Raw genomic sequence first — 26986 nt, 5'->3', positions numbered from 1 at the left:
CCATGTACACGCTGCTGGCCGACCACGACGGGCACTGGCCCGGCCCCTGGATCCTGCTGATCCCGCTGGCCTGGGCCGCCGTGGTGTTCCTTGTGATCGTCGTCCTGCGCAGGACGGTCTGGCGCCGTGGCTGCGGCGCCGGGGCGGACCACCCGCTGGCCGTCCTGGGCCGCCGGTACGCCGAGGGCGACATCGACGCGGAGGAGTACCGCGCCAAGCGGGCCGTCCTCACCGAAACGCGGCGCGGCCCGGACCGAAGGGGCGCGGGAAAGTGAGCACGCTCGATGTCGTACGCGACACCGCCGCCCGGGTCGTCGACGCCGTGAAGGTCTACGGCGTCGGCGACACCGTGGTCCGGGCGCTGGACCACGTCACGGTCGACTTCCCGGCCGGGGGGTTCACCGCGATCATGGGCCCGTCCGGTTCGGGCAAGTCCACCCTGATGCACTGCGCGGCGGGTCTCGACACCCTCACCGCGGGCCGGGCCTACATCGGCGGCACCGAACTCGGCCCGCTCGGCGACCGGCGCCTCACCCTGCTGCGCCGGGAGCGGATCGGCTTCGTGTTCCAGGCGTTCAACCTGGTGCCCACGCTGACCGTCCGGGAGAACATCACCCTCCCGCTCGACCTGGCCGGCGCCGCTCCCGACCAGGGCTGGCTGGACGCGCTGATCGACGTCGTCGGCCTCGGCGACCGGCTGCACCACCGCCCGAGCGAGCTCTCCGGCGGCCAGCAGCAGCGCGTCGCCGTGGCCCGGGCGCTCGCCGGACGGCCGCAGGTGGTCTTCGCCGACGAACCCACCGGCAACCTCGACTCCCGCACCGGCGGCGAGGTGCTCGGCCTGCTGCGCCGAGCCGTCGACGAGATGGGGCAGGCCGTCGTCATGGTCACCCATGACCCGATGGCGGCCGGGTACGCCGACCAGGCCCTGTTCCTGGCCGACGGCCGGCTGGTCGACCGGATGGAGCAGCCGAGCGCGGGCCGGGTGCTGGACCGGATGAAGGCCTTCGAACGGGGGCGGTCATGAGCTCCGCGACGGCCGCCGCCCGGCTCAGCCTGCGCTCCCTGGGAGCGCACAAACGGCGTCTGGTCGGCACCTTCCTCTCGATCCTGCTCGGGGTCGCCTTCCTGGCCGGGACGATGGTGCTCGGCGACACCCTGCGCTCCAACTTCGACACCCTGTTCGCGGACGCCAACGCCGGCACCGACGTGGTGGTCCGCAGCGCCGACGTCCTGGACTCCCCGGGGACGCCCGGCGGCGTGCGGGCGCCCGTCGACACGGCGCTCACCGAGCGACTGCGGGCCGTCCCCGGGGTGGCCGCCGCCGAGGCGTCCGTCCAGGGCGCCGGACAACTGGTCGGCAGCGACGGCAAGCCGGTCGGCGGGCAGGGGCCGCCGACCCTCGCCGGCAACTGGATCACCGACGGCCGGCTCAACCCCTACCGGCTCGCCGAGGGCCGGGTGCCGCAAGCGCCCGGCGAGGCGGTGGTCAACCGCGGTGCGGCGAAGGCCGGCGGGCTCCACGTCGGTTCCACCACCGTGCTGCGCACCCCCGATCCGGTGACCGTCACCGTCGTCGGCATCGCCACCTTCGGGGACAGCGCGGACGGGATGGGGCCGAGCACCTTCACCGCACTGACCCTCGGGGACGCCGAGCGGTATCTCACGCCCAAGGGCACGGGCCAGGCCGGCTCGATCCAGCTCCGGGCGGTGGACGGGACCTCCCAGCAGGAGCTGGTGAGGAGGATCGCACCGGAGCTGCCGAGCGGGGTGGAGGCGATCACCGGTACGGCGGCCACCCAGGAGAGCACCGCGATGGTGTCGGGGCGGTTCCTGACCATGTTCACCACGCTGCTACTGGTGTTCGCCGGGATCGCGCTGCTGGTCGCGACCTTCACCATCCACAACACCTTCGCGATCGTGGTCGCCCAGCGGACCAGGGAGAACGCCCTGCTGAGGGCGCTCGGCGCGGTGCGCGGCCAGGTGCTCGGGGCGACGCTGGCGGAGGCGCTGGCCGTCGGCGCACTGGCCTCGCTCGGCGGGCTGCTCGCCGGGATCGGCGTGGCGGCCGGGCTCAAGACGCTGTTCTCGGCGCTCGGCTTCTCGCTGCCGACGGGCGGCATGGTGATCAGTACGGCCGCGGTCGTGCTGCCACTGCTCGTCGGCACGCTGGTCGCGGTGGGCTCGGCGTTGCTGCCGGCCGTCCGGGCGGGGCGCACCGCGCCGCTGGCGGCGCTGCGCGAGACCGGGGTGGACCGTGCCGCCGAAGGGTGGTCCGGCAGGGCCCGGGTGGTGTTCGGCGGGCTGCTGGTCGCGGTGGGTGTTCCGGTCACCGTCGTCGGTGCGACGGACGGGCCGTCGGTCGCGCTGACCGCCGGTGGTGCGCTGGCTGTCCTGGCCGGCGTGGTCGTGCTCGGCCCCGTCGCCGCCGCCCTCGCCGTCCGGACGCTGGGCGCGCCGCTGCCCCGGCTGCGCGGGGTGTCCGGCACGCTGGCCCGCCGCAACGCGGCCCGCAATCCGCGCCGCACGGCGGCCACGGCGAGCGCCCTGATGATCGGCGTCGCCGTGGTCACGCTGTTCACGGTGTTCGGCGCCTCCATCAAGGCCACCCTGGATTCCACGGTGAGTTCGTCCTTCGCCGGGGATCTCGCCGTCACCGCGCCCTCGTTCGGTGCGGGCGGCAGCGGGGTCAGCCCCAAGCTGGCGGACGCGCTCGCCCAACTGCCGGAGGTGCAGCAGACGGTGGGCCTTGGTCGGGGTGTCGCGCGGATCGACGGCCACGGGCGGGTGCTGGACGTCACCGACCCGGCGCGACTGGCCGGAATCGTCGACCTCGGCCGCGTCGACGGCGCCCTCGACACGCTCGGCACCGACGGCCTGGCCGTCACGCGTAGTGAGGCGCAGCAGCGGGGCTGGCGGCTCGGCCAGAGCGTGAGTGTCGCCTTCGCGGACGGCACCGGCGGTCCGTTCACGATCCGCGCCCTCTACGAGGACGGAGGGTTGGCCGGGGACTACCTGATCACCCGCCAGGCCTGGGCCCCGCACCGTGGACAGGACGCGGACACCATGGTCGCGGTCGGGCTCAAGGCTTCGGTGCCGCTCGGCGTGGGTCGGGCCGCTGTCGAGAAGGCCGCCGCGCCGTTCGGGAACCCGCAGGTGCAGGACCGGGACCAGTACGCGGCGAGCGCGGCCGCCGGGGTCGACATGATGCTCTCGGTGGTCTATGCGCTGCTGGCGCTGGCCGTGCTGATCGCGCTGCTCGGTATCGCCAACACGCTGACCCTGGCCGTGCACGAGCGGACCAGGGAGCTGGGGCTGCTGCGGGCAGTCGGTCAGACCAGGGCGCAGCTACGGGGCATGGTGCGCTGGGAATCGGTCCTGGTGGCCGCATTCGGGACGGTCGGCGGGCTCGGCCTGGGGGCGTTCCTCGGCTGGGCGTTGGTGCGAGCCTCGGACAGCGCGGGGACGGGCTCGTTCGCGATCCCGCCGGGACAGCTCGTGATCGTGCTGGTCGCCGGGTTGGCGGCGGGTGCGGTCGCGGGTCTGCGGCCCGCGGGCCGGGCGGCGCGGCTGGACGTGCTCCGGGCGATCGCGACGGAGTGAGGGGGTGAGTGCGTGACGGGGCGACGGTTCGAGCGCGGGGCGAGCATCGGGTGGGGTGGGTGCACCGGAGGGGCACATGCCTGCCGTGATTCGACCCAGGCCCCGTCGCCCTCGGGGGCAAGCCCTCCGGTACCCGGCCTCCGCAGTGCCCGGCCGTGCTCGGTCCCCCGGCCGTGCTCGGTCCCCCGGCCGGGTCCGGTGCCCGGCCGGGGTCGGTGCTCAGCCGTCCTGGGGGAAGACCTGCCGCAGCAGTGGGTCCGGCAGGCCGCGGCGGCGCCACTCGCGTGGGTAGCCCAGCGAGACCTCTTCGAAGCGGACGCCGTCGTAGCTGGTCACCCGGGGGATGTGCAGATGGCCGTAGATCATCGCGGCGGTGTTGAAGCGTCGGTGCCAGTCGGCCGTCAGCTCGGTGCCGCACCACTGGGCGAACTCCGGGTACCAGAGGATCTCGGTGGGGTGGCGGACCAGCGGGTAGTGGTTGACCAGGACCAGCGGCAGCTCCGGGTCACAGGCCGCCAGCCGCTTCTCGGTGAGTCGGACGCGCTCGCGGCACCAGGAGTCGCGGTCGGGGAACGGGTCCGGGTGGAGCAGCCGCTCGTCCGAGCAGACCACACCACTGTTGTACGCGGCCTCCAGGGACTCCTTCTTGGTGGTCGTGCCCGGCGCCCGGAAGGTGTAGTCGTACAGCAGGAACAGCGGTGCGACGGCGACCGGTCCGCCGGCACCCTCCCAGACCGGGTACGGGTCCTCGGGGGTGACGACGCCGAGGCGGCGGCAGAGTTCCACCAGGTACTCGTAGCGGGCGACGCCGCGGAGCTGAACCGGGTCGTCGGGGTGCGTCCACAGCTCGTGGTTGCCGGGGGCCCAGATGACCTTGGCGAAGCGCTCGGCGAGCAGGCCCAGGGACCACTCGATGGTGGTGGTGATCTCGGCGATGTCACCGGCGACGATCAGCCAGTCGTCGGGGGAGTCGGGTTGCAGCTTCTCCACCAGGTCGCGGTTCTCCTGGTAGGAGACGTGCAGGTCGCTGACGGCGAGCAGCCGGCCTGCCCGCCCGGGGCCTCCCGTCCGCCCCGACTGCGCGTCACTCTGGTACTCGGTCGTCACTCCAGCCCCCATGTCGTCACCCGGCCGATGTCGCCACAGTACGGGGGCGGACGGGCTTCGCGCCTCAGGTTGGCTGGATCAGTCGTTCGAGCGGCTCGCTTCCGCCGTTGGACCGGTGCGCCGGCGCCGCCCGGTGGACGCCCGGGGGACGCCAGGGCATCCGGGGCGCGAGGGCGGGAGTGTCCGACGTCGGCTCAGTCGCCGATCTGCCAGAGCACGCCATGGCCGGCGACCGTGGTGACGGCGAGGACGACCAGTCCGGCGATGCCGAGTGCGAGGCCGAGCACGGCGCGCCCGCGACGGCGGGTGCCCCGGACCAGGGAGAGCGTGGCGAGGGTGATGGCGAGGGGGCCGAGGACGATGTTGAAGAGCAGCAGGCCGGGGAGGCCGAGGAGGAAGGAGGCGACGGCCAGGTTGTCGGCCTCGGCGGTGCGGTGGCGCCGAGCGGTGGCGCCGGTGGCGGTGCTCATGACGACAGGGTCCTTCCGGGACGGCGGGGCGGGACGGTCAGGGCTCAGGGGCAGGGTCAGGGGATCAGCGCTGCCGCAGGCGGGCGATGCCCTCGCGGGCGCCGAACGCGAGCAGCCAGGTGGTGATGGCGGCGGAGGCGGTGAGGAAGACCGGGAGTGAGGTGTGCGCGGCGGCGCCGACGAGGACACCCATGGCGACCAGGGCGGTGAGCAGGATCATGGCGGGCCCTTCCGGCGGCTAACACCGCCTTGGGTTTACAAGTGTTCGCTGAATCCTCCGTCACTCTACGCCGGGCTGGCCATTTTCGGCAAACACTTGTTTACTGAATGGCGTGAGTCACACCGTTGGGGCCAGACAGGCCCAGAAGCAGCAGAGTCGGCGCGCATTGCTGGATGCGGGGCTGCGCCTGCTGGCCGATCAGAATCTCGCGAGCCTCGGCGTCCGCGAGGTCACCCGGGCCGCCGGGCTGTCCCCGGCCGCGTTCTACCGGCATTTCCCGGACCTCGCCGCGCTCGGGGTGGCGCTGGTCGAGGAGTCGCTCGCCAGTCTCCATGTGATGATCCGCTCCGTGCTGGCCGGCGCGGGCGGGTCCGAGGAGCTGATCGACCGGACGGTGGATGTCATCGAGCGGCATGTGCGCGAACACCGGCCGCACGTACGTTTCCTGGCGCGCGAGCGGCACGGGGGCGTGCGGCAGGTGCGGGAGGCGATCGACATCGAGCTCGGGCGCTTCGCCGCGGAGGTCGGCGCGGCACTCGCGCTCCAGCCGGTGTCGCACGGGTGGAGCGATGAGGACCTGCGGATGCTGGCCGAGCTGTACGTCGACCACATGGTCTCCACGGCCGCCGCCTTCCTGGAGGCGCACGACGCCGATCCGGCCCGTGGGCGGCACATCGCCGCCACTGCCAGGCTCCAGCTGCGCCTGATCAGCCTCGGCCGCCGTCACTGGCAGGGTGGTTGACGGTTCCCCGGGCTCGATGGCCGGTCCGCCCGCCTGGTCTCCCGCCCGCCTGGCCTCCCGCCCGGCCACTGTCCGGGCCGCCTCGCCCCGACTGGCCCATTCCGGCCCACTCCGGCCCCGCCTGGCTCTGTCCCACCCCACGCTGCTGCACTCCATGCTGCCCACCCCACTCGGGCTCGGGCCTGGGCTCGGCCCCGGCCCCGGGAGGCGCCTCCTGTGCCTGACCTCATCGTCGTGGTCGGACTCTTGACATCTCGTCATGTCCGCGCCAGTTTTGGTGCACCCCCACAACGAGAGGTCTCTCATGAAGAAGCCGCTCATAGGCATGTTCGCCGCGTTCCTGTTCGCCGGGGCCACCGCCCTGGCCGGTGCCCCCGCCGCGGTCGCCTCGTCGCCGGCGGGCGCGCAGGCCCGATCGGTGGCCGAAGCCCAGGCCCCCTCCCAGGACCAGCAGGCCCAGGCCGTCGCCGCCGTGAACTTCGCCGGGACGGTGGCGCTCAGCAACTGTTCCGGTTCGCTCGTCCGGCTCCCGGGCTCCGCCGCGACGGACCCGGCGCTCGTCCTCTCGAACGGCCACTGCCTGGAGACCGGGTTCCCCGGCCCCGGCGAGGTGGTCGTCAACCAGTCCTCCAGCCGCACGTTCTCGCTGCTCAACGGCGCCGGCTCCAAGGTCGCCACGCTGCGCGCGACCAAGGTGGTCTACGGGACGATGACCGACACCGACGTGTCGATCTACCAGCTGAACACCACCTACGCCGCGATCCAGTCCAGCTACGGGATCGCCCCGCTGACCGTCTCCGCGAGCCACCCCGTGCAGGGCACCGCGATCAAGGTCGTCTCGGGGTACTGGAAGAAGATCTACTCCTGCTCGGTCGACGGCTTCGTCTACCGGCTCAAGGAGGGCTCCTGGACCTGGAAGGACTCGGTCCGCTACACCTCCAGCTGCAACACCATCGGCGGCACCTCCGGCTCCCCGGTGGTCGACGCCAGTACCGGCCAGGTCGTCGCCGTGAACAACACGGGCAACGAGGACGGGCAGCGCTGCACGGACAACAACCCGTGCGAGGTCGACCAGAACGGTGTGGTGACCGTCCGCCAGGGCATCAACTACGCCCAGGAGACCTACGGCATCCCGGCCTGCTTCGCCGCCGGCAACCGCCTCGACCTCACCCGGTCCGGCTGCACCTTGCCGCGCCCCTGACCAGCACATATTTCCCCGGTGGGCCATCCGCGATCCGCGGGTGGCCCACTCGGCCGTCTACCGGACGGCCGATTGTCCGGCAGTCGGGCGCCGATTGCCGGAGAGTGTCGAACAGTTCCGTTGACCCGATGGAGAGTTGATGTCCACCAAGCTCAGAAGGCTGCTGGTCGCCGTTCTGCTGATACCGCTGCTCGGCCTCGGCCTGGCGACGCCGGCCCTGGCGGCCGGAGCGGACCCGGGGGCGGCCGCGGCCGGATCCTCCGTCGCCGACGACCCCGCGGCCGACATCAAGGACCGCCTGGCGGCGATCCCGGGGATGACCGTCACCGAGGAGAAGCCCACCACCACCGGCCACCGCTACTTCCTGCTCACCTACACCCAGCCGATCGACCACTTCCGCCCCTGGTTGGGCACCTTCCAGCAGCGGCTGAGCGTGCTGCACCGGGGCTACGACCGCCCGACCGTCTTCTACACCAACGGCTACACGCTCGGCACCAACCCCTCGCGCACCGAGCCGACCCGGCTGACCGACGGCAACCAGGTCTCGATCGAGTACCGCTACTTCTCGCCGTCCCGCCCGGAGCCCGCCGACTGGACCAAGGCCGGCATCCAGCAGGCCGCCACCGACTCGCACCGGATCATCACCGCGCTGAAGCGGATCTACCAGCGCGCATGGCTCTCGACCGGGGCCAGCAAGGGCGGCATGTCCTCGACCTACCACCGCCGCTTCTTCCCGGACGACGTGGCCGGCACCGTCGCCTACGTCGCGCCGAACGACGTCGACAACCGCGAGGACTCCGCCTACGCCGAGTTCTTCCGGACCGTCGGCACGCCGGAGTGCCGCGCCACGCTCGCGGCCGCGCAGCGCGAGCTGCTCGTCCGCCGGGACCGCCTGGAGGCCCGCTACGTGGCCGACAACGCGGCGGCCGGCTCCACCTTCACCACCACCGGCAGCGCCGACCGGGCGTACGAGGCGGGCGTGCTGGACGTCGTCTGGGCGTTCTGGCAGTACAGCACCGAGGCGGACTGCGCCTCGGTCCCGGTGGCGGCCACCGCCACCGACGACCAGCTGTACGCGTGGTTCGACTCGCAGTCCGGCATCACCGGCAACAGCGACCAGTCGCTCGCCCAGTACACCGCGTACTACTACCAGGCGGGCACCCAGCTGGGCGCGCCCTCCTTCGACGTCTCGCACCTGAAGGGCCTGCAGCACTACGACTACAAGGAGCTGTACTCGCCGCGCACCTACGTGCCGAAGAACATCCCGATGCGCTTCGACCCGTCCGCGATGCGCGACATCGACCGCTGGGTGAAGCACTCCGCCGAGCGGATGATCTTCGTCTACGGTCAGAACGACCCGTGGGGTGCCGAGCCGTTCCAGCTGGGCTGGGGCAGTGAGGACAGCTACGTCTACACCGTGGCCGGGGGCAACCACGGCTCCAACATCGGCAAGCTGAAGGCCGACGAGTCGACCGAGGCCACCGCCAAGGTGCTGGAGTGGGCCGGTCTGGCCGACCCGGCCGCCGCCCGTTCCCTCGCCCAGGCCCACCAGATCCCGCCGTTCGGGCCGCTGGACGAGGAAGGCCTGAAGCTGGAGCACCACCGGCTGTAGTGCGCAGGGCCCGGCCGGGCCGCACCGCCGGGCCGGCAGGGCCGGAGTCGCACGCACCACCCGGGGCCACCCGTCGCACCAGCGACGGGTGGCCCTTCGGCGTGCACGCGCTCCGGCTGCTCGACGGCGACCGGGAGGGCGGGGCCAGAGGCCGGTGGGCGGAAATCCGAGACCGGAGGCACGAGGCCGGAAATCAGGGACCGGGCAGCGGCGAAACGGTGCGCGCCCTCTCCCCGAAGGATTGAATCAGTGCTTCAATACTTCCATGGCCTACCGACGCACCCCCGCCGTACAAGCCCGCCTGGACGCCCAGCGCGAGGCGGTCCTGCAGGCCGCGGTGGGGTTGCTCGCCGAGCGCGGCTACGGCGGCTGCTCGATGGCCGCGGTGGCGGACCGCGCCGGGATCGCCACCGGCAGCCTCTACCAGCACTTCGCCAACAAGGCCGAGCTGTCCGTCGAACTGTTCCGCCGGGTGGTCACCCGGGAGATCGCCGCCGTCACCGAGGCCGTGGCCCGGCGCGAGACCCCGCTGCAGCGGATCGCCGCCGTGGTCGAGACCTTCGCCGCCCGCGCCCTGCGTGCGCCCAGGCTCGCCCATGTGCTGCTGGTCGAGCCGGCCGACGCCGTGGTGGACGCCGAACGCCTGGTGTTCCGCCGGGCGTTCCGCGATGTGATCGCCACCGAGATCGCCGCCGCCGTGGCGGCCGGCCAGTTGCCCCGGCAGGACCCGGAGCTGACCGCGGCCGCCCTGGTCGGCGCGGTCGGCGAGGCGTTGGCCGGCCCGCTCGCCGCGGCCCATGCACCCGTTTCCGGGGACGCCCCGCCCGAGGTGGTCCCCGCTCTGGTCTCCTTCACCCTGCGTGCCCTGGGAGGACGCGATGACAGCGACGCCTGACACCACCACGCCCGACGCCACCACACGCGACAGCACGACCCCCGCACCCGCCACCCCCGCCACCCCCGCCCCCGCCCCCGAAGCGGCGTACGCGGCCGCCAGGACGCACGAGGTCACCAACCAGGTGCCCCTGCCGTACGGGCACGACACCGCCGCCGATCCGGCCCTGCTCGCGGCCCTGCACCGGGCCGGCGCAGGCTGGGCCGAGGCCGAGCTGCACGAGCTCGGCCGCCTCGCGGGCTCCGAACAGGCCGCCGACTGGGGGCGGTTGGCCAACGAGTACCCGCCCGTGCTGCGCACCCACGACCGCTTCGGTCACCGGATCGACGAGGTCGAGTTCCACCCGTACTGGCACGAGCTGATGCGCACCGCCGTCGGCCACGGCCTGCACGCCACGCCCTGGCGGGACGACCGGCCGGGCGCGCACGCCGCCCGCGCCGCCAAGTTCTTCGTCTGGAGCCAGGTCGAGGCCGGCCACACCTGCCCGATCTCGATGACCTACGCCTCCGTCCCCGCCCTGCGCGCGAATCCGGCGCTGGCCGCCGAGTTGGAGCCGTTGCTGGCCGCCACCGAGTACGACTTCGGGCTGCGCGAGCCGCACGGCAAGCGCGGGCTGATCGCCGGCATGTCGATGACCGAGAAGCAGGGCGGCTCGGACGTCCGCACCAACACCACCACCGCCACCCCGCAGGCGGACGGCACCTACCGGTTGACCGGCCACAAGTGGTTCACCTCGGCGCCGATGTCGGACCTCTTCCTGACGCTGGCCCAGGCGCCGGGCGGGCTCAGCTGCTTCATGCTGCCCCGCGTCCTCCCGGACGGCTCCCGCAACCGCCTCCACCTCCAGCGGCTCAAGGACAAGTTGGGCAACAAGTCCAACGCCTCCGCCGAGCTCGAGTACGACGGCGCGATCGGCTGGCTGGTGGGCGAGGAGGGCCGTGGGGTCCGGACCATCATCGAGATGGTCAACATGACGCGCCTCGACTGCACCCTGGGCGCCGCCTCCGGCATGCGGCTCGGGGCCACCCGCGCGGTCCAGCACGCGCTGCACCGGCGGGCGTTCGGCAAGGCGCTGGTCGACCAGCCGCTGATGCGCAACGTGCTCGCCGACCTGGTCGTGGAGTCCGAGGCGGCCACCACCGTGGCGATGCGGCTCGCCGAGGCCACCGACCGGGCGCTCGCCGGGGACGAGACGGAGGTGCTGGTGCGCCGGCTGGGGCTGGCGGTCGCCAAGTACTGGGTCTGCAAGCGCGGTCCGGCGCACGCCGCCGAGGCGCTGGAGTGCCTCGGCGGCAACGGTTACGTCGAGGAGTCCGGCATGCCCAGGCTCTACCGCGAGGCGCCGCTGGTCTCGATCTGGGAGGGCTCCGGCAATGTCGCCGCCCTGGACGCGCTGCGTGCGATGGCCAAGCACCCCGAGACCGTCGAGGCCTTCCTCGGCGAGCTGGACGCCGCCGCCGGCGCGGACCGCCGGCTCGACGCCGCCGTCGCCGAACTCCGCAAGCAGCTCACCGACACGAGCGATCTGGAGTACCGGACGCGCCGGCTGGTCGAGGCGATGGCGCTGGCCTTCCAGGGTTCGCTGCTGGTCCGCCACGGCGATCCGGCGGTGGCCGACGCCTTCTGCGCCTCCCGCCTCGGCGGCGACCACGGCGCGGCCTTCGGCACCCTGCCCGCCGGCCTCGGCGCGGGCGCGATCATCGACCGCGCCCGCCCGGTGCCCGCGTGAGCGGGGACGAGGTGGCGGAGGTCCGCCGGTTCTGGCAGGCCCTCGGCCTGCCCGGCCTGGTCGACGTGCACACCCACTTCATGCCGAAGAGCGTCCTCGACAAGGTGTGGGCGTACTTCGACGCGGCCGGCCCGCTCGTGAACCGCTCCTGGCCGATCACCTACCGCGTCGCCGAGGCCGAACGCGTGGAGCGGCTGCGGGAGTTCGGCGTCCGCGCGTTCACGTCCATGCTGTACCCGCACAAGCCCGGGATGGCGTCCTGGCTGAACGCCTGGGCCGCCGACTTCGCCGCCCGCACCCCGGACTGCCTGCACACCGCGACCTTCTTCGCCGAGCCCGAGGCGCCCGCCTACGTGGCGCGGGCGGTCGAGGACGGCGCCCGGGTGTTCAAGGCGCACCTCCAGGTCGGCGGCTACGACCCGACGGACCGTCGGCTGGACGAGGTCTGGGGGCTGCTCGCGCAGACCGGCACCCCGGTGGTCGTGCACTGCGGATCCGGGCCGGTGGCGGGCAAGTTCACCGGCCCCGGCCCGATCGGCGAGGTGCTGGACCGGCACCCGGGGCTTCCCCTGGTGGTCGCCCACCTGGGCATGTCGGAGTACCGGGACTTCCTCGACCTCGCCGAGCGCCACCCGTCCGTCCGGCTGGACACCACCATGGCGTTCACCGACTTCGTCGAGGCCGACGACCCGTTCCCGCGCACCGAGCTGCCGCGTCTGCGCGCTCTCCAGGACCGTGTCCTGCTCGGCAGCGACTTCCCCAACATCCCGTACCGGTACGTGCACCAGCTGGAGGCGCTGGCCGCGCTGGGGTTGGGGGAGGAGTGGTTGCGGGCGGTCTGCCACGACAACGCCGCCACGCTCTTCGGGCTCGATCCGGCGGGCTGATCACCGCACCGTCCGCAGCACCTCCAGCAGGTCCGCGTGCAGCCCGGGCGCGGCGGCGAGGAAGCTGTCGGAGCCGGCCGTCCAGGCCGCCCCGGCGGCGTCCGTCACCGTCGCGCCCGCCTCGGCCGCGATCAGCGCGCCCGGCAGCAGGTTGCCCGCGTCCGCCCCGTACTCCCAGAACAGCCCCAACTGTCCGGAGCCGACCTGGGCGACCTGCAGCGAGGTCGGCCCGAGGCTGCGGACCGCCAGGACCGAGCCCAGCACGGCCGTCAGCGACTCGCCGGCGCGGCGCAGCGCCACCGGGTCCGCGGCGACCAGGGGCGGCTGGCCCGTCCCGGCGACGGCCGCCGACAGCTCGCGCTCCGGCGGCGCGACGGGCCGCCCGTCCAGCTCGGCGCCGCCGCCCCGCACCGCGCGGAAGGTGCGCCCGCCGAGCTCCGGGGTGTGCACCACGGCCAGCGCCGCGACGCCGTCCCGCACCAGGGTGGCGGTGACCGCCCACTGCTGCTGGCCGAGCAGGTACTGCACGGCGCCGTCGACGGCGTCGCAGAGCCACCACTCGCCCTCGGCCGGCACCTCGCCCGCCAGTTCGTCCGTCAGCCGGCCGGCCCGCGGGCGCAGTTCACCCAGTCGGGCCCGCAGGTGGGTGGCGGCCGGGCCGTCCACCTCGGCGAAGTGCGCCATCGCCTCCGCGACCGTCCGTCCGGGGGTGGGCCCGGCCGGGCGCACCGCCGCCAGCCGTGCGCCGACCTCCCGCACCGCCGCCTCGACCCCGGGCAGCAGTTCCCTGAGCTCCCGTACCTCGTCCATGGCCGTCCTCCGATCCGTCGCGGGCCGGGGAGCCTCCCGGCCGTCCAGGACAAGGAGTACCGTCGTTGCTGCCGAACAGGACTCCATGTCGGCTGGTACTGACGGAGATCGGACACCATGGATATCTCGACTGCGGATCCGGACACCGTGCTCGACCTGCTGGACCGCCGCCTGGTCTGTGCCCTCCAGGTCGACGGCCGGGCCGAGACCGGCCGGATCGCCGAGGTGCTCGGCGTCTCCGCCCGGACCGTCACCCGTCGGCTGGCCCGGATGCAGCAGGCCGGGCTGCTGCGCGTGGTCCGGATGCCCGAGGTCGAGGACGCCGCCGTCGGTGCGCTGCTGCTACGGGTCCGGGTGCTGCGCGGCAAGGTCGACACCATCGCGCAGGCCCTGGCCGACCGCCCGGACGTCCCGTTCGTCGACGTCATGCTCGGCGGGCAGGAGGTCGGCGCGGTGATGCTGAGCGACGCAGGCGCCCGGGACCGCCTGCTGTACGGGCAGCTGCCCGCCACCGCGGCGGTCACCGAGACCACCACGCACGCGGTGCTGCACGCCTTCTCCGACGCGGGGCAGTGGCAGGCGGGTTACCTGGACGAGGCCGAGGTGGCTGCACTGACCCCGGCCCCGGCCCCACCCGCGCCGACCGTTCAGACCCCGGCCGCCCAGACCCCGACGGCCCAGACCTCGACGGCCGCCGACCACCCCCGGGAGAAGCCCCCGCTCGACGCGCTCGACCGCGCCCTGCTCGCCCGCCTGTCCGTCGACGCCCGGCAGTCCCACGCCACCCTGGCGGCGGCCGTCGGCGCACCCGAGTCGACCGTCCGCCGCCGGCTGCACCGGCTCGCCGCCGCCGGTCTGCTCCGCACCCACGCCACCGTCGACCCGCGGCTGCTGGGCATGGCCGTGGACGCCAACCTCTGGTTGGACGTCCCCCCGAGCCGGCTCGCCGAGGTGGGTACGGCGCTGGCCCGCCACCCGCAGGTGCACGGGGTCTTCGCCACCAGCGGTCCGACCAACCTGGTGGCCACCCTGTTCTGCGCCGATCACGGCGGCCTCTACCGCTTCCTCACCGGGACGCTCGGCCCGCTCGGCGTCGACCGTGCCGAGACGGCGATCGTCGCCCGCGCGGTGAAACGGGCGGGCGTCCCGCTGCAGCGTCCACGGCCACGGCCCTGAACCAGGCCCGGCTCACCCCTTGAATCAGCCCCGGTTCACCCCTGAACCAGGCCCCGGCCCACCCCCGGTCCGACGCCGATCCAGCCGCTGACCTGGGCCATTACCTCGGAGGTAATCGACGCCCCGGGCCCGTCCGGGCAGAGTGTGGAGCACCTGGTCGCGCCGACCGCACCGGGATCCGACCACTTCTCCGGAGGCTGATCCGCCATGCCCGCGAACACCCTCGCCGCCGCCCGCCCCACCTCCGCCGCCGACCGGAAGGGCCGGCAGGACCTTCGCCGCTTCCTCGCCCTCGACGCCCTGGTCAGCGGTGGCAACGGCCTCGCCTACCTGGCCTTCGCCGGCCCGCTCGGCGACCTGCTCGGTGTCGGCAGCTCCACCCTGGTCGAGCTGGGCGCCGTCCTCGCGGTGTTCGGCCTCGCGGTCGGCGTCCTGGCCGCCCGCCGTCGCCCGGCCCGCCTCGCCGTGCAGGCGGTGATCGACATCAACGTGGTCTGGGCGGCGCTCAGCCTGGTGGCGATGGCGGTCTGGCTGGAGCCGAGCACCGCCGGGCTGGTCTGGATCCCGGCGCAGGCCGGCACCGTGCTGCTGTTCGCCGCCCTCCAGTTCACCGCCCTGCGCGGCCTCGACCGGGCGGCCCGCTGACGATCGGCGACGTGACCCGTCCGCGGACGACCGGCCGGGTGCCCGGTGCCCGGCGGCCTCGACCGGGCGGCCCGCTAACGATCGGCCGGTACCGCCGCCCGCAGGAACGCGACCGTCTGCGCGTCGGCCGGGAGGAAGGTCTCCATGGCCAGCTCGGAGACGGTCACGTCCATGGGTGTGTTGAAGGTCGCGATGGTGGAGAGGAAGGACAGCACCTGCCCGTCGACCGCCACCCGCATGGGCAGGGCGAACGGGAACAGTTCGGTGATGTCCTCCTCGGGCTCGTCGAAGGCCGACTCCGGCTCGGGGTAGGCGCGGACCTCGTCGAACAGCGCCCGCAGCGGCTCCGAGCGGACCCGTGAGATCTGATGGTCCATCCGCTCCAGCAGGTGCCGCCGCCACTGCCGGAAGTTGACGATGCGGGGTGCCAGCCCCTCGGGGTGCAGGGTGATCCGCATGGCGTTGAGCGGCGGTTCCAGCAGGTGCGGGGCCACGCCGGAGAGCAGCAGGCCGAGCGAGCGGTTGGCCGCCAGTACCCGGAAGGTGCCGTCGACCACCACGGCCGGGTACGGATCGTGCGAGGCCAGCAGCCGTTCCATGCCGGCCCGCAGCGCCTCCATCGCCGGGTCGTCCAGCGGCGTCTCGGGGTAGTGCGGGGCGTAACCGGCGGCCAGCAGCAGGGAGTTGCGCTCGCGGACGGGGATGTCCAGCTGCTCCGCGAGCCGCAGCACCATCTCCTGGCTGGGCCGGGAGCGCCCGGTCTCGACGAAGCTGATGTGCCGGGCCGAGGAGTCGGCCCGCAGTGCCAGTTGCAGCTGGCTGAGCTGTCGCCGCTCGCGCCAGCCGCGCAGCAGCGCCCCCACGCCCGTCCCCGTACCGGTGTCGATACCCGCTGTCGTCATGACAGGACGGTACTCCCGGCGGGTCGCCCGGTCAGGCGCCGGTGGTCGAACCGGGTCGGATGATCATCAGGACGACGACCACGGCCCAGAGCAGGTTGAACACCCCGGCCGTCATCGGAAGCAGCCGCAGGCCCTGGACGGCCTTGCCGTGCTCCGGGGCCTCGGCGTCGAGGTCGAGCGCGTCCACCGCCGCCTGCTGTCCGGGCAGGACGAACAGCAGCAGCGAGAGCGCCGCGAGCGCGGTGAGCACCATCGAGACGATCAGCCAGGACTGCCCCAGCACGTCCATCACCTGGGCGACGCCGATGCCCATCACCGGGACGGCCATCCCGAGCAGCGCGTAGACCTGGGTGATCCGGTGCAGCAGGCGCAGGGTGCCGGCCTCGGCGGCGCGGTCCGGTCCGCCGGCCAGTGCGGCCCTGGCCCGGCGCGGGAACATGCTCACGGCCACCGCCACCGGGCCCACGAACAGCACCGAGGCGAGGACGTGCAGGCTCAGCAGGAACTTGGCCATGGCGGGGACACCCTTTGATCCAACGGGGGCTGCGCGCCGGGGACGCGGCACGGGCAGCCGGGGCGAACGGTTGCCGAGCCCCGAGCAGGCACGCTAACACCGCTTATCCGGGCCCCTGCCGCGCGGGTGGGGCCCGCACGCGGGCCGCGACGTCGCCCGCTCCGCCCGGCTCCGCCCTGCTACTGGCCGGGCCCCGCCAGTAGCAGGGCCCGCGACCCCGGCCGCCCGATCCGTCCGGCCGCCCGATCCGTCCGGGCGCTCAGGCGCCCGACGGCGTCAGCACCGCGACCCGCGGTGCGGCGGTGCTCGCCACCGAGACGGCCGCTCCCTGCCGGACGTCGGCCCAGTCGAGCAGGTACAGGTCCTGGTAGCGGCTGCGCAGCGGCTCGCCCGCCGGTACGTCGAGCGGCAGCGCGGAGAGGTCGACGCCGGCCAGGGTGTTCAGGCTGGCCCGCCCGAGCTTGATCAGCGACTCCTTGCGCACCCACAGCCGCAGGAACGCCCGCCCGGGCTCCGGGTGCGCCTCGACCTGCCGCAGCTCGGCCGGGCTGAGCACCCGCTGGGCGACGTCGAGGAGCGAGCCGCTGCGGGCCGTCAGCTCGACGTCGACGCCGACCGGCTGGTACCCGGCGGCGGCCGCGACGACCCCGCGGGTGTGCGAGAGGCTCACCTGGACGTCCGGGTGGTCCGGCAGGTAGGGCCGGCCGTGGTCGCCCTTGCCGCAGTCGGGGCAGTTCTGGGCCAGCGTCACCTCGGTGGCCGGTACGCCGAGCAGGCGGGCGGCGCAGAGCCGGACCAGGACGTGCGCGGCGGTGAAGTCGACCCGCCCCGACTCGTGCCGGAATCGCGCGGCGCGCTCGCGTTCGACGGTGGTGAGCAGGTGTTCGCCGGCCTCGGGGTGCCGCAGGACATCGGCGCTGGCCGAGACGGCGGCGAGCGGAGCGTGCGGGTCCTGGTCCTCGGAAGTCATGGACTCAACCTAGCGGGGGCCGGCGGAGGTGCGGTCGCTCGGTCGCCCGGACTGCTTGGGATCGGTCCTGATGGTCTGTAGGGTATGGATCGTCCGATTTGGTGTTGAATGTGCCGTAATTATCGGATATCAGATGGGATCAACTGAAACGCGGCAGGTTGTGCGACCTGCCGCCTTTCTCTCTGTGCGGAGGAATGTGTCGATGGATCAGGGCTTGGGGTCGCCGGGTCTCAGAACGACCACCACGAAGAGGCCGCCGGCCGCCCGCAGGCGCCGGGCCGTCCGGCTGGCAGTGGCCGCCGCCGCCGCGGCGCTCCCGATGGCCGCGGTGCTGACGGTGGGTTCGGCCGCACCGTTGGCCCCGCCGCTGGGGGCGTGCTCCGGCCCCGACTGCCCGGCCACCTGGCCGACGCCGCCGCACAACGGAGACTTCGCCGGCCGGGACTCCACGATCAACGTCTTCACCGGCGGCGACTACACCGTGAACGGCCGGGCCGCCGAGGTCGAGGGCAAGGTCGTCACCCTGGGTGACCTCACCGTCGACAAGAGCCAGGGCGGCGGCGCCTTCAACATGGGCGTGGTCGGGGTCGGTTCGCGGGTGGTGCCGCCCAACGGGAGCGACTTCGTGACCGTCGGCGGCAATGTGGACGTGAGGACCGGCAACCAGGTCCTCATCGGCGGCAGCGACTCCCAGGGTCCGGCCTTCGGCAACCTGCGTTACGCGGGCACGCTCACCGGCACCGTCAGCATCGACCCCACCGGTCAGGCGATCAAGGACCCGGACGCCGCCGCGCCCTACCAGTCGGTGCTGACCCAGATCGAGGAGGTCTCCGCCTGTGTCGCCAAGGCGACCGCCACCGGCACGGTCGCGGTGACCAGCAGCGAGGCGACCTTCACCGGTGACGGGACCAGCATGAAGCAGGTCTTCAACGTCACCGGGAACCTGGGCTCGGCCACCCAGCAGATCGGACTGGTCTTCGCCAACATCCCGGCCGGCGCCACCGTCGTCGTCAACATGCTGGCGGCCGACCCGATCATCAACACCTACACCGGTACCGGTCTGCCCGGCGACCAGACCACCGAGATGCGCTCCAGGCTGATGTGGAACTTCCCCACGTCCACCAACGCGCAGATCCTCGGCAGCGCGCAGTTCCAGGGCTCGGTCATGGCGGGCAACGCGGGCGGCACCACGACCATCGCCCAGCCCGGCATGAACGGCCGGGTGTACCTCGCGGGCAACCTGATCCAGACCGGCAACGGCGGCTACGAGATCCACAGTTACCCGTTCGACGGGGACCTGCCGGACTGTGCCGTGACGCCGAGCCCGACGCCGACCTCGCCCTCCCCGACGTCGCCGAGCCCGTCCCCGACCTCGCCGTCGCCGACGTCGCCGAGCCCGACGCCGACTTCCCCGAGCCCGACGCCGACCTCGCCGACGCCGTCCCCGACCTCGCCGTCCCCGACCGCGCCGACCTCGACGGCCGGCACCCCGACCCCCAGCTCGTCGAGCCCCGCGCCGACCGGCCCGACCACGCACCCGACCGGTCACCGGCCGACCGGTCACCGGCCGGCCCCCGGCACGTCGACCGGTGGTGGCGGTGAGCTGCCCTCGACCGGCGCGGGTAACGCACCGGTCGTGTTCGGCCTCGCCGGAGTCGGCCTGCTCGGTCTCGGCGGCCTCGCCGTCCTGGCCGCCCGCCGTCGCGGACGCCACAGCTAGCCCGGCCGCGTCGCGGCACTGAACCGCCGGCAGGCCGCCCGGTCACCCGACCGGGCGGCCTGCCCACGTCCGACCGCCCCGACCGTCCCGCCCGCCGCCCCGCCCGGCTCCGCCCCGGCCGCCGCCCGCACCGGGTGCTCAGCGGGCCGCCGGCCCGGCCGGGAAGCGGTCCAGCCCCGACCGCAGCAGGCCGAAGGCCTCCTCTGCCGCCGCCTCGACGCGGGCCCGGACGGTCTCGGCCGGCGTACCGGCCACGATGCCCCGCCGGATCTCCGCGATGACCGCCCGGTGCGCCCCCGCGACGGCGCCCGCCAGGACCCGGGGCAGCGGGTCCTCCGGGTCGGCCCCCGACTCCTCGGCCAGGGCCGCCGCGAGCGCCGCCTCCGAGCGTTCGCCCAGTTCCAGCAGTCGGGCCCGGAGCGCGGGGCTCTGGGCGACCACGTGCCAGAAGACCGCCGCCTCGGCGCTCAGGCCGAAGGTGGGTTCGCCCGCCGCGAGGCCGGCCAGCAGGTCGGCCCGTACCGCCTCGACGGCCGAGGTCCCGGCCGGCCGTTCGCGCACCACCGTGGCCAGGTGGGCGACCACCGCGTCCTGCCGGTCGAAGAAGAGGTCCTCCTTGGTCGGGAAGTAGTTGAACACCGTATTGGTCGAGACCCCGGCGGCCCCGGCCACCTCGGCCACGGTGACCTGTTCGAACCCGCGCTCGACGAACAGCCCCATCGCCGTGTCGGCCAGCAGGGCGCGGGTCTGCTGCTTCTTGGCTTCGCGAAGTCCCATGAGGAAATCATAGGGCCACGCCAAATTTGCAGTGACACCAAAAATATGGGCTACGGTGGCGGCATGACTTTCACCTTCGGCATCTATCCCGGCGGTCTGCTCGGTGACGACATCGACGTGATCGAACCCGTCAGCCCCGACGACCCGGCGCTGATCGAGGCGGCCCTGCGCGAACTCCAGGGCGAGGCGCCCACCCTGCTGGTGCGGGCCTACCGTCCGTACCCCGAGGGGCCCGGCACCCCGGTCGAGCCGGAGCGCTACGCCGTCGAGGGCCGCCGGCTCGACCTGGTGCTCCAGTTCCGCGATCCGACCGGGGACCTCGACGGCTGGCTGGACTTCGTCCGGCGGACGGTGCGGGAGGAGGGCCACCGGGTGGCGACGCTGCAGATCTGCGAGGAGCCCAACGCCGACCGCCCGGCGCTCGACGGCAGCACCCCGAACGTCCGCCGGGCGCTCGTCCGCGGCGTGGTCGCGGCCAAGGAGGAGGCGCTCGCCCACGGCCTGGACCTCGCGGTCGGGTTCAACGCGGTGCTGAGCTTCGATCCCGCCGACACCTTCTGGGCCGAGCTCGGTGCGCTCGCGGACGAGCGCTTCCACCGGGCGCTCGACTACGTCGGCCTGGACTTCTTCCCCGACGTGTTCCGGCCCGTCCCGCCGGACCGGCTCGCCGAGGTGGTCGGCGCGGTGCTCACCGGCTTCCGGCGCGACAGCGTCGCGAAGGCGGGCATCGGGCCCGGTGTGCCGATCAGGATCTGCGAGCACGGCTGGCCCACCGGGCCGGACCGGACGGAGTCGCGGCAGGCCGAGGTGGTCGAGGAGGTGGTCCGGACGGTCGTCGGGCTCGCCGGCGAACTGGCCGTCGAGGGCTACGCCTTCTTCAGCCTGCGCGACGCGGACAGCGCGGGCACCGGCGCCTTCGACGGGTTCGGCCTGCTCCGGGACGACTACACCCGCAAGCCGGCCTTCGAGGTGTACCGGCGGCTGGTCCGGGAGCTGACCGTGCGGTGACCACCGAGCCGGCGCGGCCCCGGGCCCGCCGGCCGGGTGCGGGGCCGTCGACGGGTGCGGAGCCGTCCGACGGGTCCATCGGCGGGGTCTGACGGCCGGTCGGGTGGCGGACCGCCCGGCGGGCCGTGTCGCCGGGGCTACTGGCCCATGACGTACTTGACCGTCGGTCCGGTGGTCCAGCCGCCGTCGACGGCGAGTTCGGCGCCGTTGACGTAGGAGGCGTCGTCCGAGAGCAGGTAGACGACGGCGGTGGCGATCTCGGGGGCCTCGCCGACCCGGGCCATCGGGGTGTTGGGGTAGTTGCCCTCGCCGCTGCGGATGCCGACGGAGGCGGTCATCGGGGTGTAGGTCATGCCGGGGTGCACGGAGTTGACCCGGATCCGCTCGGCCCCCAGCTCGACGGCGCCGATCTTGGACAGGCCGCGGACGCCCCACTTGGAGGCGCCGTAGCCGGCGGTCAGGGCCAGGCCCATCAGACCGGCCGCGGAGGAGATGTTGACGATCGAGCCACCGCCGGCCGAGCGCAGGGCGGGGACGACCGTCTTCATCCCGATGAAGACGCCGGTCAGGTTGATGTCCACCACCTTGCGGAAGTGGTCGACGCTCTCGTCCGTCAGGAGTGAACCGGTGGCGATCCCGGCGTTGTTGACCAGGCCGTGCACCGTGCCGAACTCCGCCTCGGCGAAGTCGACCACGTGCTGCCAGTCCTCCTCCGAGGTCACGTCGTGGCGGGCGAACCTGGCCCGGTCGCCGAGCGCGGCGGCGGTGGCCTTGCCGTCCGCCTCCAGCACGTCGGTGATCACCACGGCGGCGCCGGCCGCGACGGCGAGCCGGGCGGTCTCGGCGCCCAGGCCGCGGGCGCCGCCCGTGATGATGACGGTCTTGCCGGTCAGGTCGTTCATGACGTGCTCCTCGGGGGGATCGGTGCGCAGAGCATGGCGGCGGACATCGTCACCAGGTCGGCGAGGAAGGTCTCCTCGTCGGTCAGGGGAGTGGTTCCGGCGAGGTACTGCCGGGCGCGGTCGGCCAGGGCCGCTCCGATCAGGGTGAGCACCAGGTCGATCCGCTCCAGTCGGATCGGTTCCGGCACGGCCCCGATCCGGTCCTCGATCAGTTCGATCAGCCGCCAGTAGCCGCCGCCGGCCAGCGTCGGGTGCGGGGTCCGGGTGCGGACGCCGCTGTTGTGGCTGATCTGGGCGGAGATCCGCAGGCAGTGCCGGCCCCGTTCGGTGTGCAGCTCGGTGGCCTCGGCGGCGACCAGTGCGCCGAGCAGTTCGGCCGGGCCGGCCGGGTCGAGCCCGGGCAGCAACGGCGCGAGGGCCTGCTCGGTGCGCTCCTGGCGGCCGGCCATGATCGCGTCGAGCAGGCCCTCGCGGGAGCCGAAGTGGTACTGCACGGCGGAGGGGTTGCTCTGCCCGGCGAGCCGGGTGATGTCCCTGGTCAGGGCGGCTTCCACGCCTCGGGTGGCGAAGAGTTCCTCCGCGGCCCGGAGCAGCTTCTCGCGGGTCTCGTGGCCCGCCGACGTCCTTGCCATGCGGACGACTTTAATGCTGGGCATTATTAACGGCAAGCCGGGCGCGAGGCGGCCGCCCGGAGCGCGGAGCTCAGGTGACCTCGCCGCGCCGGCCGAACCGCTCCGCCCGCCACTCGCCGGTCTCCAGCACCTCGGCCAGCTGCCGCGCCGCGTCCCAGACCTCCACGTACGACAGGTACAGCGGGGTGAAGCCGAAGCGCATGAGGTCCGGCGCCCGGAAGTCCCCGATCACCCCGCGCTCGATCAGCGCCTGCACCACCGGGTAGCCGTCGGCGTGCCGCAGGGCGACCTGGCTGCCGCGCCGGGCGTGCTCGCGCGGGGTGGCCACCTCGATCCCGTCCAGCCCCTCCACCAGCGAGACGAACAGGTCGGTCAGCGCCAGGCTCTTCGCCCGTACCGCGCCGAGGTCGGCCCGCTCCCAGACGTCCAGGCTCGCCTCCAGCGCGGCCTGGCCGAGCAGCGAGGGCGAGCTGGTCAGGAACCGCCCGATGCCCCCCTTCGGGTCGTACCCGGGCTCGAAGGCGAACGGGCGGGCGTGGCCGAACCAGCCGCTCAGCGGCTGCCGCGGGCCGGCCGCGAGGTGACGCTGCGCCACGTACAGGAAGGCGGGCGAGCCCGGGCCGCCGTTCAGGTACTTGTAGGTGCAGCCGACCGCGAAGTCCGCGTTGCTCGCGCCGAGTTCGACCGGCAGCGCACCCACCGAGTGGCAGACGTCCCAGATCATCAGCGCGCCCGCGGCCTGCACCCGGGCGGTGATCCCGGGCATGTCCAGCAGCTCGCCGGTGCGGTAGTCCACGTGCGAGAGGACGACGGCGGCGACGTCGGCGTCCAGGTGCCGGTCCAGCTCCTCGGGCGCGACCAGCACGCTGCGCGCGCCCTCGAACAGCTCGGTCACGCCCTCGGCGATGTAGAGGTCGGTCGGGAAGGCCGCGCCGTCGCCGAGCACCGTGCGCCGCCCGGGGCGCAGCCGCAGCGCGGCCGTCAGCACCTTGAACAGGTTGACCGAGGTGGTGTCGCAGACCACGACCTCGTCCGGGCCGGCCCCGATCAGCGGCGCGATCCGCCGGCCCAGCCGGTACGGCTGCTCGAACCAGCCGGCCTCGTTCCAGCTGCGGATCAGCTCGCGGCCCCACTCCTCCTCGACCACCTGCCGCACCCGCTCCGGGGTGCGGGCCGGCAGCGCGCCGAGCGAGTTCCCGTCCAGGTAGACGACGCCCTCGGGCAGGGCGAACTCCTCGCGGAACCCCGCCAGCGGGTCGACGGCGTCCAGCGCCGCGCACTCCTCGCGCGTGATCATGCCCAACGTCCTGCCCACTTTCTCGCTCACAGTTCGTCCCGTACGGTCCACAGCTCGGGGAACACGTCCTGCTCGGCGGCCTTGCGCAGCCAGGTGAGGCCGCTGGAGCCGCCCGAGCCGGGCTTGGCGCCCATCGCGCGCTTGACCGAGGTCAGGTGCCGCTGGCGCCAGCGGGTGACCCGCTCGGCGACGTCCAGCAGTGCCTCGGCGAGCGGCTGCAGCGCCGCGTACGCCGGGTCGGTGTAGACCTGCCGCCAGGCCGCCTCCACCGCCGGGTCGGCCTGGTGCCGCTGCTCGGAGGGCTCGTGCGGCACCGCCAGCCCGCGGCGGGCGAGCAGTGCCAGGGCGTCGTCGTACAGGCCGGGGGCGCGCAGGGCCGCGCTCAGCTCGGCCTGCGTGTGCGGCACCTCGTCGTACATCCGCAGCAGGGCGGCGTTCTTGTTGCCCAGCAGGAACTCCAGGTGCAGGAAGGCCGAGGACTGGAACCCGGAGGCCTCGCCGAACACCGAGCGGAAGGCGTTGAACTCCTGCGGCGTCATGGTCGCCAGCAGGTCCCAGGACTCCACCAGGACGTTCTGCACGTGGGTGCCGCGCCGCAGCGCGGCCAGCGCGCCCGGTAGGTCGTCCTCGCGCAGCGCCTGCTGGGCCAGCGTCCACTCCTGCCGCAGCAGGTCGAAGAGCAGCTCCATGACCTGGGTGGTGACGATGAACGACAGCTCGGCCGGCACCTTGCTGAGCGGCTGCTGCAGGCTGTGCAGCTCCTCCAGGCGCGCGTACCGGGCGTAGGGGGTGCCCCGACCCGGCTCACCACCCCGACCGAACGACAGGTTGGGTGTCTCCACCGTGTCGTGCCCCATCCCGATTCCTCCTGATGACCCGGACGGCGGGTGTCCCGCCCGCCCGATGACCCGGTCGCCTGCTGGTCCGTTGCGGCCGGGGCCCCATTGTGCGGTGGTCACTGCCCCCGATTGAATGGGCACCGGGCACGGCAACCGCATCCGCGCCTGTCGATCGAGAGGTCTTCCCGCCGATCTCTTTACGATCGCAAAAGAGCGGGATCCAGCCAGTCGATCAACCCCACCGGGAGCCGTCATGGACGCAGTGGACCGCCGCCTGCTGGCCGAGCTGCAGGCCGACGCCCGGCTCTCGTACAACGAACTCTCCCGCCGGGTGAGCCTCTCCGCACCCGCCGTCGCCGAACGGGTGCGGCGGCTGGAGGCCGACGGGGTGATCAGCGGCTACCACGCCCATGTCGACCCCGCCCGGGCCGGGCTGCCGATCACCGCGCTGGTCCAGCTCCAGTGCTACGGCCCGCGCTGCGTGCTGCGCGACCCGGAGGTGGCCCGGTGGCCGGAGGTCCTCCAGCTGCACCGGGTGACCGGCGGGGCCTGCTGCGTGCTGCTGGTCGCGGTGCCCGCGATGGCCGCCTTCGAGGCGCTGATCGACCGCCTCGGCGGGTACGGGCAGCCGGCCAGCTCGATGATCCTCTCCAGCCCGGTGCCCTGGCGGCCGGTGGTCGCGCCCTGACGCCGGCGCACGCGAACGCCCCCCGCTGCCCGCCGAGGCGCCGGGCCGGGCGCGCCGGGCGCACGGGGCACATGGGGCGCCTGGGCCGCCCGCGCCGACCGGCCGCACCGGCAGTGCGCCGGCCCGGCCTCAGTGCGCCTCGGGCAGGTGCAGGCCCAGCCCCGCCAGGCCGTTGAGGAACAGCTCCACGCCGACCGCCGCCAGCAGCAGTCCGAGCAGCCGGGAGAGCACCTCCAGTGACGTCCGGTGGGTGCGCCGCATCAGCGGGGCGAGCGCCGCCACGCAGACGTAGTTGATCATCACCACGGCGACGTACGCCCCGACGATGGTGGTCCGCCAGCCCCAGTCGTCCTTGCTGAGCGAGCCCACCAGCACCGCCGTGACCGCCAGCGGGCTCGCGACGTACGGGAGCAGCAGTTCGCGGATGCCGTCCACCATCGGGTTCGGCAGGTGGTCGTCGTCCTCGCCGGTGCCGCTGCCGAGGTGGATGCCCAGGACCAGTGCGACGGCGTAGACGAAGAAGATCGTCCCGCCGGCCAGCTGCAGTGACTGGTCGCTGATGTGGAACAGCGAGGTCACGAAGTCCGCGCTGTAGGCGAGCACCAGGCCGATGAAGGCGGTGATCAGCGAACTCCAGGCCGCCAGCCGCCGCAGCTCGTGGGTGCTGCGGGTGGCGGCCAGCCGGGCGAAGGACAGCAGGACCTTCGGCGGGCCGACCACGGCGAAGAAGGCGATGAACGCGCTGCTCAGGTTGAAGACGAACATGGGCCAAGCATGATCGGGGCGATCGGCGCGGTTCGGCCGCCACGCTGCTGGGCGGGCGGGGTCGCGGTCATCGGGCCGCTATTCCCCGGCGGTCCGGTATTCGCCCGGATGGCGGCCCCGGGTCGAAGCGGGTCGTCCTTTCGGCTCCTATGGAAGCCGGATCACCTCCGCTGGAACGAGGACTCGACATGTGTCTGAACCGTAAGGATCTCGGCCTGCTGGCCCTGCGCGGCGCGGTCGGCGGAGTGCTGATCGCGCACGGCACCCAGAAGCTGTTCGGCTGGTTCGGTGGCGGCGGCCTGGAGGGCACCACCAAGGCGATGGAGCACATGGGCTTCCACCCGGCCCGCCGGAGCGCCCTGGCGGCGGGCCTCGGCGAGGCGGGCGGCGGTGCCCTGCTGGTGGCCGGGCTGGCCACCCCGGCGGCCGGTGCGGTGGTGGCCGGCACCATGGCGGGCGCGGTCGCGGTGCACGCCCCGGCCGGCTTCTTCGTCACCTCGGGCGGCTACGAGTACCCGGCGTTCCTGGGGGCGACCGGGCTCGCCCTGGGGCTGGCGGGCCCGGGGCGGTACTCGATCGACCACCTGACCGGCCACGCCTTCGACCAGCCGTGGGTGGGCCTGGTGGCGTTCGCCGCCAGCGCGGCCTCGGCGTACGGCGTGGTGGCGCGCCGCCGGCACGTGGTGCGGTTGCGCGAGGAGCGGGCCGCCGTGGAGGCGCAGACGCAGGAGGGTTCGGGGTTGTCCTGAAACCGCCCCCGCGGGGGTGGGGGGGGGGGGCGGGGGGGGGCGCGGCGGCCCCCCCGCGCCCGGCGCCGCCGCGCGCCCCCCCCCGACCACCCGCCCGAGAGCGGAGGGGAGAGCCCGCGCCCGCGG

The 26986-nt window shown here is 73.7% G+C and carries 28 protein-coding genes; 15 read left to right on the top strand and 13 right to left on the bottom strand.

From position 1 onward, the window contains the following. Positions 1–2: 2 nt before the first annotated feature. The 3 genes from ACFVYI_RS25870 to ACFVYI_RS25860 are packed head-to-tail and all read left to right on the top strand — an operon-like array spanning position 3 to position 3603. The gene (locus tag ACFVYI_RS25870) at positions 3–275 is read left to right on the top strand and encodes an SHOCT domain-containing protein (protein WP_387889638.1); all 273 of its coding nucleotides are present in this window, start codon (positions 3–5) and stop codon (positions 273–275) included. After that, complete coding sequence (locus tag ACFVYI_RS25865; RefSeq protein WP_387889635.1) at positions 272–1027, top strand: ABC transporter ATP-binding protein; 756 nt, start codon at positions 272–274, stop codon at positions 1025–1027. The genes ACFVYI_RS25870 and ACFVYI_RS25865 overlap by 4 nt, the downstream gene beginning before the upstream one ends. After that, positions 1024–3603 carry an ABC transporter permease gene (locus tag ACFVYI_RS25860; RefSeq protein ID WP_387889633.1) on the top strand — a complete coding sequence of 860 codons (2580 nt, stop codon included), beginning with the start codon at positions 1024–1026 and terminating at the stop codon, positions 3601–3603. The genes ACFVYI_RS25865 and ACFVYI_RS25860 overlap by 4 nt, the downstream gene beginning before the upstream one ends. A 219-nt stretch (positions 3604–3822) precedes the next feature. Here ACFVYI_RS25860 and ACFVYI_RS25855 read toward each other — a convergent pair whose 3' ends face one another. The 3 genes from ACFVYI_RS25855 to ACFVYI_RS25845 all read right to left on the bottom strand — a co-directional run bounded on the left by ACFVYI_RS25855 (position 3823) and on the right by ACFVYI_RS25845 (position 5400). Next, a complete protein-coding gene (locus ACFVYI_RS25855) occupies positions 3823–4710 on the bottom strand; it encodes a metallophosphoesterase family protein (RefSeq protein ID WP_387889631.1) in 888 nt (295 codons plus the stop codon). Positions 4711–4904: 194 nt separating this feature from the next. Beyond that, positions 4905–5180 carry a DUF4190 domain-containing protein gene (locus ACFVYI_RS25850; protein ID WP_387889629.1) on the bottom strand — a complete coding sequence of 92 codons (276 nt, stop codon included), beginning with the start codon at positions 5178–5180 and terminating at the stop codon, positions 4905–4907. Between the two features lie 64 nt (positions 5181–5244). Beyond that, a complete protein-coding gene (locus tag ACFVYI_RS25845; RefSeq protein WP_387889627.1) occupies positions 5245–5400 on the bottom strand; it encodes a hypothetical protein in 156 nt (51 codons plus the stop codon). Positions 5401–5512: 112 nt separating this feature from the next. Between ACFVYI_RS25845 and ACFVYI_RS25840 the strand changes: the two genes are divergently transcribed. From ACFVYI_RS25840 to ACFVYI_RS25815, 6 genes are all read left to right on the top strand, one after another. Beyond that, the gene (locus tag ACFVYI_RS25840) at positions 5513–6142 is read left to right on the top strand and encodes a TetR family transcriptional regulator (protein ID WP_387889624.1); all 630 of its coding nucleotides are present in this window, start codon (positions 5513–5515) and stop codon (positions 6140–6142) included. A 304-nt stretch (positions 6143–6446) separates the two neighbouring features. Then, positions 6447–7343, top strand: a complete 897-nt coding sequence (locus ACFVYI_RS25835; RefSeq protein ID WP_387889621.1) for a serine protease — start codon at positions 6447–6449, stop codon at positions 7341–7343. A 139-nt stretch (positions 7344–7482) separates the two neighbouring features. After that, positions 7483–8955 carry a S28 family serine protease gene (locus ACFVYI_RS25830; RefSeq protein WP_387889619.1) on the top strand — a complete coding sequence of 491 codons (1473 nt, stop codon included), beginning with the start codon at positions 7483–7485 and terminating at the stop codon, positions 8953–8955. Positions 8956–9220: 265 nt separating this feature from the next. Further along, entirely contained in the window at positions 9221–9850 is a 630-nt protein-coding gene (locus ACFVYI_RS25825) for a TetR/AcrR family transcriptional regulator (protein WP_387889616.1), read from the top strand. Further along, positions 9834–11579 carry an acyl-CoA dehydrogenase family protein gene (locus tag ACFVYI_RS25820; RefSeq protein ID WP_387889614.1) on the top strand — a complete coding sequence of 582 codons (1746 nt, stop codon included), beginning with the start codon at positions 9834–9836 and terminating at the stop codon, positions 11577–11579. Before ACFVYI_RS25825 ends, ACFVYI_RS25820 begins: the two co-directional genes overlap by 17 nt. After that, positions 11576–12466: an amidohydrolase family protein gene (locus tag ACFVYI_RS25815; RefSeq protein ID WP_387889611.1), complete on the top strand. Its 891-nt coding sequence runs from the start codon at positions 11576–11578 to the stop codon at positions 12464–12466. The genes ACFVYI_RS25820 and ACFVYI_RS25815 overlap by 4 nt, the downstream gene beginning before the upstream one ends. Here ACFVYI_RS25815 and ACFVYI_RS25810 read toward each other — a convergent pair whose 3' ends face one another. Then, entirely contained in the window at positions 12467–13276 is an 810-nt protein-coding gene (locus ACFVYI_RS25810) for an inositol monophosphatase family protein (protein ID WP_387889609.1), read from the bottom strand. It abuts the gene before it with no gap. 117 nt (positions 13277–13393) lie between these two features. Here ACFVYI_RS25810 and ACFVYI_RS25805 point away from each other — a divergent pair, with 117 nt between their 5' ends. Both ACFVYI_RS25805 and ACFVYI_RS25800 read left to right on the top strand, forming a co-directional pair. Beyond that, positions 13394–14452 carry an Lrp/AsnC family transcriptional regulator gene (locus ACFVYI_RS25805; RefSeq protein WP_387889607.1) on the top strand — a complete coding sequence of 353 codons (1059 nt, stop codon included), beginning with the start codon at positions 13394–13396 and terminating at the stop codon, positions 14450–14452. Positions 14453–14659: 207 nt separating this feature from the next. Next, complete coding sequence (locus ACFVYI_RS25800; protein ID WP_387889605.1) at positions 14660–15097, top strand: hypothetical protein; 438 nt, start codon at positions 14660–14662, stop codon at positions 15095–15097. A gap of 74 nt (positions 15098–15171) precedes the next feature. Here ACFVYI_RS25800 and ACFVYI_RS25795 read toward each other — a convergent pair whose 3' ends face one another. The 3 genes from ACFVYI_RS25795 to ACFVYI_RS25785 form a co-directional block, all read right to left on the bottom strand. Then, complete coding sequence (locus ACFVYI_RS25795) at positions 15172–15999, bottom strand: helix-turn-helix domain-containing protein (RefSeq protein ID WP_387889602.1); 828 nt, start codon at positions 15997–15999, stop codon at positions 15172–15174. A gap of 31 nt (positions 16000–16030) precedes the next feature. Next, on the bottom strand, positions 16031–16513 hold the full coding sequence (locus ACFVYI_RS25790) for a DUF2269 family protein (RefSeq protein ID WP_387889599.1): 483 nt from the start codon (positions 16511–16513) through the stop codon (positions 16031–16033). A 259-nt stretch (positions 16514–16772) separates the two neighbouring features. After that, complete coding sequence (locus ACFVYI_RS25785) at positions 16773–17483, bottom strand: 4'-phosphopantetheinyl transferase family protein (protein ID WP_387889597.1); 711 nt, start codon at positions 17481–17483, stop codon at positions 16773–16775. Positions 17484–17685: 202 nt separating this feature from the next. Here ACFVYI_RS25785 and ACFVYI_RS25780 point away from each other — a divergent pair, with 202 nt between their 5' ends. Next, positions 17686–19203, top strand: a complete 1518-nt coding sequence (locus ACFVYI_RS25780; protein WP_387889595.1) for a choice-of-anchor A family protein — start codon at positions 17686–17688, stop codon at positions 19201–19203. Between the two features lie 138 nt (positions 19204–19341). Here the strand turns inward: ACFVYI_RS25780 and ACFVYI_RS25775 are convergent, their stop codons facing one another. Further along, positions 19342–19980, bottom strand: a complete 639-nt coding sequence (locus tag ACFVYI_RS25775) for a TetR family transcriptional regulator (RefSeq protein ID WP_387889592.1) — start codon at positions 19978–19980, stop codon at positions 19342–19344. Positions 19981–20043: 63 nt separating this feature from the next. Here ACFVYI_RS25775 and ACFVYI_RS25770 point away from each other — a divergent pair, with 63 nt between their 5' ends. After that, positions 20044–20988 (top strand): hypothetical protein, encoded by a 945-nt coding sequence (locus ACFVYI_RS25770; protein ID WP_387889589.1) that lies wholly within the window; start codon positions 20044–20046, stop codon positions 20986–20988. 137 nt (positions 20989–21125) lie between these two features. Here the strand turns inward: ACFVYI_RS25770 and ACFVYI_RS25765 are convergent, their stop codons facing one another. From ACFVYI_RS25765 to ACFVYI_RS25750, 4 genes are all read right to left on the bottom strand, one after another. After that, the gene (locus ACFVYI_RS25765) at positions 21126–21890 is read right to left on the bottom strand and encodes a glucose 1-dehydrogenase (RefSeq protein WP_387889586.1); all 765 of its coding nucleotides are present in this window, start codon (positions 21888–21890) and stop codon (positions 21126–21128) included. Beyond that, positions 21887–22522, bottom strand: a complete 636-nt coding sequence (locus ACFVYI_RS25760) for a TetR family transcriptional regulator (protein ID WP_387889583.1) — start codon at positions 22520–22522, stop codon at positions 21887–21889. The genes ACFVYI_RS25765 and ACFVYI_RS25760 overlap by 4 nt, the downstream gene beginning before the upstream one ends. Before the next feature lie 70 nt (positions 22523–22592). Beyond that, a complete protein-coding gene (gene kynU / locus ACFVYI_RS25755) occupies positions 22593–23819 on the bottom strand; it encodes a kynureninase (RefSeq protein ID WP_387889581.1) in 1227 nt (408 codons plus the stop codon). A 26-nt stretch (positions 23820–23845) separates the two neighbouring features. Continuing rightward, the gene (locus ACFVYI_RS25750; RefSeq protein WP_387889578.1) at positions 23846–24676 is read right to left on the bottom strand and encodes a tryptophan 2,3-dioxygenase; all 831 of its coding nucleotides are present in this window, start codon (positions 24674–24676) and stop codon (positions 23846–23848) included. Between the two features lie 235 nt (positions 24677–24911). Here ACFVYI_RS25750 and ACFVYI_RS25745 point away from each other — a divergent pair, with 235 nt between their 5' ends. Further along, complete coding sequence (locus tag ACFVYI_RS25745; protein WP_360628690.1) at positions 24912–25346, top strand: Lrp/AsnC family transcriptional regulator; 435 nt, start codon at positions 24912–24914, stop codon at positions 25344–25346. A 129-nt stretch (positions 25347–25475) separates the two neighbouring features. On the opposite strand, the gene ACFVYI_RS25740 is transcribed toward ACFVYI_RS25745, so the two are convergent. Further along, positions 25476–26111, bottom strand: coding sequence for a MarC family protein (locus tag ACFVYI_RS25740; RefSeq protein WP_387889575.1), 636 nt, complete (start codon positions 26109–26111; stop codon positions 25476–25478). Positions 26112–26299: 188 nt separating this feature from the next. Between ACFVYI_RS25740 and ACFVYI_RS25735 the strand changes: the two genes are divergently transcribed. Continuing rightward, positions 26300–26860, top strand: coding sequence for a DoxX family protein (locus ACFVYI_RS25735; RefSeq protein ID WP_387889574.1), 561 nt, complete (start codon positions 26300–26302; stop codon positions 26858–26860). Positions 26861–26986 lie beyond the last annotated feature (126 nt).

It is taken from the genome of Kitasatospora sp. NPDC058218, from assembly GCF_042882445.1.
Taxonomy (GTDB): domain Bacteria; phylum Actinomycetota; class Actinomycetes; order Streptomycetales; family Streptomycetaceae; genus Kitasatospora.
Note: the sequence above shows the minus strand (reverse complement) of the source record. Positions and strands in the feature narration are given on the sequence as shown.